The organism is Streptomyces sp. ATLC9 (assembly GCF_057196705.1).
Map to the genome: position 1 here is coordinate 1 of NZ_JBXUOY010000217.1, position 9,049 is coordinate 9,049.

General features: G+C 72.5%; 8 protein-coding genes. 7 read left to right on the forward strand and 1 reads right to left on the reverse strand.

Annotation, left to right across the window (positions count from 1 at the left end; genetic code table 11):
• Positions 1-165: 165 nt before the first annotated feature.
• From AC2CJA_RS20055 to AC2CJA_RS20080, 6 genes are all read left to right on the forward strand, one after another.
• Entirely contained in the window at positions 166-336 is a 171-nt protein-coding gene (locus AC2CJA_RS20055; RefSeq protein WP_484604084.1) for a Trm112 family protein, read from the forward strand.
• Positions 337-370: 34 nt separating this feature from the next.
• Complete coding sequence (locus tag AC2CJA_RS20060; RefSeq protein ID WP_484604077.1) at positions 371-1,543, forward strand: SIS domain-containing protein; 1,173 nt, start codon at positions 371-373, stop codon at positions 1,541-1,543.
• Between the two features lie 100 nt (positions 1,544-1,643).
• On the forward strand, positions 1,644-2,855 hold the full coding sequence (manA, locus tag AC2CJA_RS20065; RefSeq protein WP_484604078.1) for a mannose-6-phosphate isomerase, class I: 1,212 nt from the start codon (positions 1,644-1,646) through the stop codon (positions 2,853-2,855).
• A gap of 144 nt (positions 2,856-2,999) precedes the next feature.
• Positions 3,000-3,941, forward strand: a complete 942-nt coding sequence (locus AC2CJA_RS20070; protein ID WP_484604079.1) for a cation diffusion facilitator family transporter — start codon at positions 3,000-3,002, stop codon at positions 3,939-3,941.
• A gap of 373 nt (positions 3,942-4,314) precedes the next feature.
• Positions 4,315-5,808 (forward strand): adenosylhomocysteinase, encoded by a 1,494-nt coding sequence (ahcY, locus tag AC2CJA_RS20075; protein ID WP_484604080.1) that lies wholly within the window; start codon positions 4,315-4,317, stop codon positions 5,806-5,808.
• A gap of 119 nt (positions 5,809-5,927) precedes the next feature.
• Positions 5,928-6,542 carry a hypothetical protein gene (locus AC2CJA_RS20080; protein WP_484604081.1) on the forward strand — a complete coding sequence of 205 codons (615 nt, stop codon included), beginning with the start codon at positions 5,928-5,930 and terminating at the stop codon, positions 6,540-6,542.
• A 25-nt stretch (positions 6,543-6,567) separates the two neighbouring features.
• Here AC2CJA_RS20080 and AC2CJA_RS20085 read toward each other — a convergent pair whose 3' ends face one another.
• The gene (locus tag AC2CJA_RS20085; RefSeq protein WP_484604082.1) at positions 6,568-7,539 is read right to left on the reverse strand and encodes an RDD family protein; all 972 of its coding nucleotides are present in this window, start codon (positions 7,537-7,539) and stop codon (positions 6,568-6,570) included.
• A gap of 150 nt (positions 7,540-7,689) precedes the next feature.
• On the opposite strand from AC2CJA_RS20085, the gene AC2CJA_RS20090 reads away from it, so the two are divergent.
• Entirely contained in the window at positions 7,690-8,697 is a 1,008-nt protein-coding gene (locus AC2CJA_RS20090; RefSeq protein ID WP_484604083.1) for a stage II sporulation protein M, read from the forward strand.
• Positions 8,698-9,049 lie beyond the last annotated feature (352 nt).

Sequence of the window (9,049 nt, forward strand, 5' to 3'; positions counted from 1 at the left end):
CACCGGCCCCGGCGCCGCCGTACCGCCCGCGCCCGCCTCCCCGCGCCCGCCGCGGCACGGCACCGCGCCACGGCACCCGCCGACGGGGAGCGGCCTCCCGGCGGTACGCTGACCGCACGGCAGCACCACGCAACAGCACAACACCCGCCCTCGAAGGGACGCACCATGCCGCTCGAAGCCGGTCTTCTGGAGATCCTCGCCTGCCCGGCGTGCCACTCCCCCCTCCGCGAGGAGGGTGACGAACTGGTCTGCGGCGGCAGCGGATGCGAACTGGCGTACCCCGTCCGGGACGGCATCCCCGTCCTCCTCGTCGACGAGGCACGCCGTCCCGCCTGAGCAAGACCGCCCCCGGCGACCGGAGAGGCCGCACATGCTGGACGAGACCCTGCTCGACGCCCCGGACGCCCTGGCCCGGGCCGACACCCACGGTCTGCTGCGCGGGGCCGCCGCCTCCGGCGCCCGTGCCCGTACGGCCCTGCGGCACGCCACCGAGGCGGGGCTGACCGAACTGCGCCCCGACGGCCGCCCCCGCTCCCTCCTCGTCGCGGGCACCGGACCGGCCGTCGCCTGCGTCGCCGGCCTCCTCTCCGCCTTCGGCAACGGGGCCGTCCCCGTCACACTGCTCCACCCCGCGGGCTCCCTCCCCGACCCCGGTGCGCTGCGCTGGACGCTGCCGGGCTGGGCCGGTCCGCTGGACCTGCTGCTGCTCGCCACCCCGGACGGACACGAGGGGGGCCTGACCGAGCTCGCCGAGCAGGCGTACCGCCGGGGCTGCACCATCGTCTCCGTCAGCCCCGCCCCCGCGCCGCTGGCCGAGGCGACCATCCAGGCACGCGGCCTGGCCGTACCGCTGGCCGAGGCGCCCGGCGAACGCTACGAGGGCCCCGACCCGCGCGACGCGTACGAACGGCAGGCACCGGTCCCGCCCGCGGCTCCCGGCGTCCTGTGGGCGCTGCTCACCCCGCTCCTCGCCCTGGCCGACCGGCTCGGTCTGGTCGCCGCCGGCCCCGAGGGGCTCGCAGCCCTCGCCGACCGCCTCGACCAGGTCGCCGAGCGGTGCGGCCCCGCCGCCGCCACCTACGGCAACCCCGCCAAGACCCTGGCCGCGGAGCTCTCCGACGCGCTGCCGCTGCTGTGGAGCGAGGGCACCGTCGCCGCCGCCGCCGCCCGCCACTTCGCCACCACCCTCACCTCGCTCGCCGGCCGCCCGGCGCTGGCCGCCCTCCTTCCGGAGGCGCTCACCACGCACGGCGCCCTGCTGAGCGGCTCCTTCGCGGGCGCGGAGGACACCGACGACTTCTTCCGGGACAGGGTGGAGGAGCCCGGGACGATGCGCGCCCGGATCGTCCTGCTGCGCGAGGGCCCCCCGGCCGCCCGCTCCGCCGCCGTCACCGCACGCGACCTGGCGTACGGGCACGGCACCCCGGTCAGCGAGCTGGAGCCGGCCGAGGGCAGCACCCCGCTCCAGACCACCGCCGAACTGCTGGCCACCGTGGACTTCGCGGCCGTCTACCTCGCGCTCGCCGGCGGCGAGCGGCGCTGACAGGGGCACCCGAGGCGCGGCGCCCCGGCAGTAGCAGGAGCCCGGACGACAGGGTCCGGGCCCAGAACAAGGACCCAAGGATCCAAGGACACCATCCCGTATGGACCTCCTCACCAACACCGTGCGCCCCTACGCCTGGGGCTCCACCACCGCCATCCCCGAGCTGCTCGGCACCGAGCCCACCGGCGAGCCGCAGGCCGAGCTGTGGATGGGCGCCCACCCCGGCGCGCCGTCGAGGATCGACCGGGAAGGAGGCGGAACGCCTCTGTCGGAGACGATCGCGGCCGACCCCGAGGGCGAGCTGGGCCCCGCGGTCGTCGGGGCGTTCGGGCCGGGATTGCCGTTCCTGCTCAAGGTGTTGGCGGCCGCGTCGCCGCTCTCCCTCCAGGTGCACCCCGACCTCGCCCAGGCCAGGGAGGGCTTCGCCGACGAGGAGGAGCGCGGCGTCCCGGCCGACGCCCCGCACCGCAACTACAAGGACGCCAACCACAAGCCCGAACTCCTCTGCGCCCTCACCCCCTTCACCGGCCTGTGCGGATTCCGCCGCCCCGCCCGGACCGCCGATCTGCTGGAGGCCATGGACGTCGGCGGGCTCAAGCCGTACGCGGACATCCTGCGGGCCCGTCCCGAGGACGAGGCACTGGGCGAGGTGCTGACCGCCGTGCTCTCCGCCGACCGGGAGGCGATCGCCGAGACCGTCGGCGCGGCGGCCGGGGCGGCACGGCGACTGGCGGCCGGGCAGGGACCGTACGCCCGGGAGTACGCCGCCTACGCGGGCATCGCCGGCCACTACCCCGGCGATCCGGGCGTCCTGGCCGCGATGCTGCTCAACGTCGTGCACCTGGAGCCCGGTGAGGCCCTCTACCTCGGCGCCGGCGTCCCGCACGCCTACCTCGGCGGCCTGGGCGTGGAACTGATGGCCAACTCGGACAACGTGCTGCGCTGCGGTCTGACGCCCAAGCACGTGGATGTCCCCGAACTGCTGCGCGTCGTCCGCTTCGAGCCGATGGAGCCGGAGGTGCTGCGGCCGCGCCTCACCTCCGGGGGCGAGGAGGTGTACGCGACGCCCGTCGACGAGTTCCGGCTCTCCCGGTACGTGCTGGCACCCGGTTCCGAACCGCACGACCTGGACGACCGCGCACCCCAGATCCTGCTGTGCACGGAAGGGGAGGTCACCCTGCGGGAGGTGACCGGCGGCGGCGAGGGCGGTGAACTCGTCCTCCCCCGGGGCCGGTCGGCCTTCGTACGGGCGGGCGAGCGCGTCGCGGTCCTCGGCAGCGGTACTCTCTTCCGCGCGACTGTGGCCGTATGACCGTGTGACTGCGTAACCGCACTACTGCACTACCGCGCCCCAGGCCCGGGCCCCGGCACGGGAGCGATCCCGCACCGGACCCCGGATCCCCGGGCCCCGGGCGCGGGACAGATCCTGCCGTCTTCCCGGGAGAACCGACCTTTCATGAGTGCATCGGGCGGAACCAAGGCGATCGTCGCCGCACTGGGCGCCAACCTCTCCATCGCCGCGGCCAAATTCGTGGCGTTCGCCTTCAGCGGCTCCTCGTCGATGCTCGCGGAGGGTGTCCACTCCCTCGCCGACTCGGGCAACCAGGCGCTGCTGCTGCTCGGCCACAAGAAGGCCAGGAGGAAGGCGAGCGAGGAGCATCCCTTCGGATACGGGCGCGAGCGCTACATCTACTCGTTCCTCGTGGCCATCGTCCTCTTCTCGGTCGGCGGCCTCTTCGCCCTCTACGAGGGTTACGAGAAGATCAGGCACCCGCACGAACTCTCGCACTGGTACTGGCCGGTCGGAGTCCTGGTCTTCGCGATCATCGCCGAGACCCTCTCCTTCCGCACCGCGATCAAGGAGTCCAACGAGGTACGCGGCACGCAGTCGTGGACGGCGTTCGTCCGTCGGGCCAAGGCGCCCGAGCTGCCGGTCGTGCTCCTGGAGGACCTCGGCGCCCTGGTCGGCCTCGTCCTGGCCCTGGGCGGCGTGGGCCTGGCACTCCTGACCGGCGACCCGGTGTGGGACGGCATCGGCACCGTCTGCATCGGTGTGCTGCTCGTCCTCATCGCGATCGTCCTCGCCGTCGAGACCAAGTCCCTGCTGCTGGGCGAGGCGGCCGGTGCGGAGGAGCTCGGGAACATCCGCGAGGCGATCGTCGACGGGGAGCGGGTCACCCGGATCATCCACATGCGCACGCTCCACCTCGGCCCGGAGGAACTGCTGGTCGCTGCCAAGATCGCGGTGCGGAGCCACGAGTCGGCGGCCGAGATCGCCCGGGCGATCGACGAGGCCGAGCACCGCATACGCGCGGCGGTCCCGATCGCCCGCGTGATCTACCTCGAGCCGGACATATACCGGGCGGAGAAGGCGGAGGAAACCGCCAGGTCCCTCTGAGCGCCGGCCCGGCGGCACGACGACGCGGCACGGCACCGAGGCACGGTGGGGGTTTCTCCGGCCCCGTGGCCGGAATTCCACGGTGCCACCCGGCATCCGGGGCCGCCCCGTCCGGACGGAGCGCCGAGCGTGTAGCCTCGGGAAGGCACAGACGTCGCTGCTGATGGCGGTCGGGCGGCCACACGGGCCGGCCGAGGGAGAGAGGGCCTCCGACGGACTGCGCTGCGGTCAGGGGACACGTACGTCCGTATGGTGCGTACGGTGACGACGGCACACGACGGCGGGCTGCCGGTGTGCCGCGTTCCGCGCACCTGCCCGCTGCCGCAGACCAGCCAGCCGTACCACCTCGACCGATTCCGAGGAGCAGCTCCCAATGACGACGACCGACGCGCCCACCGGCGCCTCGACCGGCACTACGACCGGAACCGCACCGGACTTCAAGGTGGCGGATCTGTCCCTGGCCGCGTTCGGCCGCAAGGAGATCACGCTGGCCGAGCACGAGATGCCCGGCCTGATGGCGATCCGCCGCGAGTACGCCGCCGCCCGGCCGCTGGCCGGGGCGCGGATCACCGGTTCGCTGCACATGACGGTGCAGACGGCCGTGCTGATCGAGACGCTGGTGGCACTGGGCGCCCGGGTGCGCTGGGCCTCCTGCAACATCTTCTCCACCCAGGACCACGCCGCGGCCGCCATCGCGGTCGGCCCCGACGGCACCCCCGAGGACCCCCGGGGCGTGCCCGTCTTCGCCTGGAAGGGGGAGACGCTCCAGGAGTACTGGTGGTGCACCGAGCAGGCCCTGACCTGGCCGGGCGAGCCCACCGGCGGACCGAACATGATCCTGGACGACGGCGGTGACGCCACGCTGCTGGTCCACAAGGGCGTGGAGTACGAGAAGGCCGGCTCCGTCCCGGACGTCTCCACGGCCGAGTCCGAGGAACACGCCGTCATCCTGGGCCTGCTGGCCCGCACCCTGGGCGAGAACCCCACCAAGTGGACGGACCTCGCCTCCGAGATCCGCGGGGTGACGGAGGAGACCACCACCGGGGTGCACCGGCTGTACGAGATGCAGCGCGACGGCGTGCTGCTCTTCCCGGCGATCAACGTCAACGACTCGGTGACCAAGTCGAAGTTCGACAACAAGTACGGTTGCCGCCATTCGCTGATCGACGGGATCAACCGCGCCACCGACGTGCTCATCGGCGGCAAGGTGGCCGTGGTGTGCGGCTACGGCGACGTGGGCAAGGGGTGCGCGGAGTCGCTGCGCGGCCAGGGCGCGCGAGTGATCGTCACCGAGATCGACCCGATCTGCGCGCTGCAGGCGGCGATGGACGGCTACCAGGTCGCCACGCTGGAGGACGTCGTCGCCACCGCCGACATCTTCGTCACCACCACCGGCAACAAGGACATCATCCTCGCCGAGCACATGGCGCGGATGAAGCACCAGGCGATCGTGGGCAACATCGGCCACTTCGACAACGAGATCGACATGGCCGGCCTGGCGGCGACGGACGGCATCGTCAAGGACGAGGTCAAGCCGCAGGTGCACACCTGGACCTTCCCCGACGGCAAGGCGATCATCGTGCTGTCCGAGGGGCGGCTGCTGAACCTGGGCAACGCCACCGGGCACCCGTCGTTCGTGATGTCCAACTCCTTCGCCAACCAGACCATCGCCCAGATCGAGCTGTTCACCAAGCCCGACGCCTATCCGGTGGGCGTGTACGTGCTGCCCAAGCACCTGGACGAGAAGGTCGCCCGGCTCCACCTGGAGGCGCTGGGAGCGAAGCTGACCGTGCTGCGCCCGGAGCAGGCCGCCTACATCGGCGTCCCCGTCGAGGGCCCGTACAAGCCCGACCACTACCGCTACTGACGACCGCCGCCGGCACCGCCGCCGGCACAGGCACGTCACACAGCAGGCAGGCGACACCGTCAGGCCCCCGCTCCACGGCGGGGGCCTGACCCGTCCTGACCCGTAAGGAACGACTCCTCATGCCCCGCGGCCGCTACTCGCTCCACGACCCGTACGACCGCACCCCCCTGGGCGAGGAGCGCTTCCAGTGCGCCACCGGCCCGTCCGGCTGGCGGTACGTCTCACAGCTCACCACTCCCTCCGGCGACCGCGCGGGCTCGGTGGACCTCACCCTGGACGGCCTCGGCCGCCCCCTCCGCCTCGAACTGACCACTCCCCACTGGCAGGTACGCGGCGCCGCCCTCGACGGCGTGACCTGGGTGCGCGCCGGCCCGGCGGGAGAACACGGGCAGGAAGGCAACGCGCCCGCCCACGCCTTCACCGGCGCGTCCCCCGCCTTCCTCGTCGCCATCGCCCGGCTGCTGCGCCCCGTGCCCGGCGCACCGCCCACCCGCGCCCGCCTCGTCGCCCTCGTACCCCCCGTACTCGCTCCCCGCACCCTCGACCAGACATGGTCGCTGGTGGACAGCGAAGCACATGCCACCGACAGCGGCCCGCTGACCGTGGACCACTACCGGGTCGACGACCTGGAGACGGGCGAGAGGCACTCCGTCCACATCGCCGGTGACGTCGTCCTGGCGGCTCCCGGTGTCGAACTGGAGGACCTGGAGTCCCCGCCCTCGGTGTTCGACTGACCTCTCCCGTCCGACGCCGCCGGCGTCAGGCGGGGGGAACGAAGCCCGTGCGCGGCCCGCCCGCTTCCTCGTCACCGCTGCTGCCACTGCCTCCGCCACCGCCGTCCCCGTCACCGGCGGACGGGGTCCCCGGAGGAGGGGAGGCCGACCAGCCGGAAGCAGGGACGGGCCCGGGGACGGGCCAGGACCCGGGGGCAGGGGCGGTCCGCGGAAGCGCGGCGCCCTTCCGCTCGGCCTCCGGCCGGCTGCCCTCCCCGAAGGTCCGCTGCGCGTCCCGCCCCTGCCGCTCGGACACCACACCGGACAGGTACACGGCCGGAGGCATCCCCTCCGGGACAGGGGCCCCGGTGAAGCCCGCCACATCGGCTGCCAGGCGCTGCGCCATCGACCAGCCCACCTGCGGATCGAGCTGGTCCGCGCGCAGCAGGTACTGCCGTACGGCCAGCCACAGCCCGTCCGGCATCCGCGACAGGTCCAGCCCCGCGAAGTGTCCGGCCACCCACGGTGGTGGAGGCGGCACCGGAGCCGGCCGGGACACCGGAATCCGCTCCCGCACCACCAGCGTCCCGGCGAACACGTCACCGAGCCGCCGGCCGCGCGCGGAGACCAGCGAGGCGACGCACGCGACGACCCCCACCGTCATCTGGATCTCCACGAAACCCAGCGCCCCGCGCACCAGCGCGTGCCGAAAGCGGATAGGCCCGCCGTCCTCCCGTACCACTCGCAACCCGCACGCCATCTTTCCCAGCGAACGTCCATGGGACAGCGTCTCGACCGCCACCGGCCCGCCCATCAGCACCAGCAGCAGCAGTGCGACGGCGACCGCGGCGGTGGCCGCGTCGTCCAGGGACCCGGTGGCCGACAGCACCGCCATCGACAGCGCCAGATAGATCCCCCAGAGCACCACCAGATCTATGAAGACGGCCAGGGCCCGGCTCGGCAGCCGCGCGGGCCGCAGCCCGAGCACCACCGCATCACCTGTCACGAGCTGACTCACCCGGTACGCCTCCTCACCCTCGCTTCGGACCCGCACGCGCCTCGTACGCCGTATGCCGTACGCCGGGTACGTACACAGTCTGCCGCCCGCGGCCGACCGGCCGCCAAGCAGCCCGAGACCGACCGCGCCCCCATCTGAAAAGCTCTCCCCATGGACCTCGATGTCTTCGTCACCGCCCACCGGGCCGAGTGGGACCGCCTGGAGGAGCTGCTGCGCCGCCGAAGCCGCCTCACCGGAGCCGAGGCGGACGAGCTGGTCGCCCTCTATCAGCGGACTTCCACGCATCTGTCGCTGATCCAGTCCACCGCCCCCGACCCGGCGCTGACCGGCCGCCTCACCTCGCTCGTCGCCCGGGCGCGCAGTGCGGTCACCGGCACCCGCCGCGCGACCTGGCAGGACGTGGGACGCTTCTTCGCGGCCGGGTTCCCGGCCGCCGTCTACCGATCCCGGCACTGGTGGATACCGACGGCCCTGCTGTCCACACTGGTCGCCGTCCTCATCGGCTGGTGGATCGGTACCCACCCCGAGATCCAGGCCACCATCGCGGCGCCCGAGCAGCTGCGCGAGATGACCCGGCCCGGCGGCCAGTACGAGACGTACTACTCCAGCAACCCGGCCGCCTCCTTCGCCGCCCAGGTGTGGACGAACAACGCACAGGCCGCCGCTGTCTGTCTGATCTTCGGCGCCTTCCTGGGGATACCGGTGCTGTGGGTGCTGTTCCAGAACATGCTGAACATCGGGACAGGCATCGGCCTGATGACCTCCGCGGACCGTCTGGACGTCTTCCTCGGCCTGATCCTCCCGCACGGCCTGCTCGAACTGACCGCGGTCTTCGTCGCGGCCGGCACGGGCCTGCGCCTGGGGTGGACGGTCGTCGACCCTGGACCGCGCAGCCGCCGCACGGCGCTCGCGGAGGAGGGGCGTGCCGCCATCGGCATGGCGCTCGGCCTGGCCGCGGTGCTCTTCGTCTCGGGTGTCATCGAGGGTTTCGTGACCCCCTCGGGGCTGCCGACCTGGGCCCGGATCACCATCGGGGTCGTCGCCGAGCTGGCCTTCCTGGCCTACGTCTACGTACTGGGGGCCAGAGCGGTGAGGAGGGGCGAGGCCGGCGACGTGGAGGCCGCCGACCGTTCCGCCGAGGCGCCTCTCGCAGCGTGACACGGGCCGATGTGCGTCGAGGCCCTCGGACCTGCTACGGTTCTGACCGTTCCGAAGGGAGCCCTTGACGAGGACCCCTTCGGGAGGTAGATTTTAGAAGTTGCCCGGAGGGTGATACCCTCGGGGGTGGACGGATAAAATCCATCCAGCTTCGGTCGAGAGCCCATGGCTCTGGCGAGGCAGTCCGAATTCCTGTCGGAAAGCGAAGTCGATTTCGATCGGCCAAAGCGAATCTGATAGTGTCGGAGACACCGAAGGGAAGCGCCCGGAGGGGCCCCGGGAGGGGTGCCGAAGGAAGCGTCCGTTCCTTGAGAACTCAACAGCGTGCCAAAAGTCAACGCCAGATATGTTG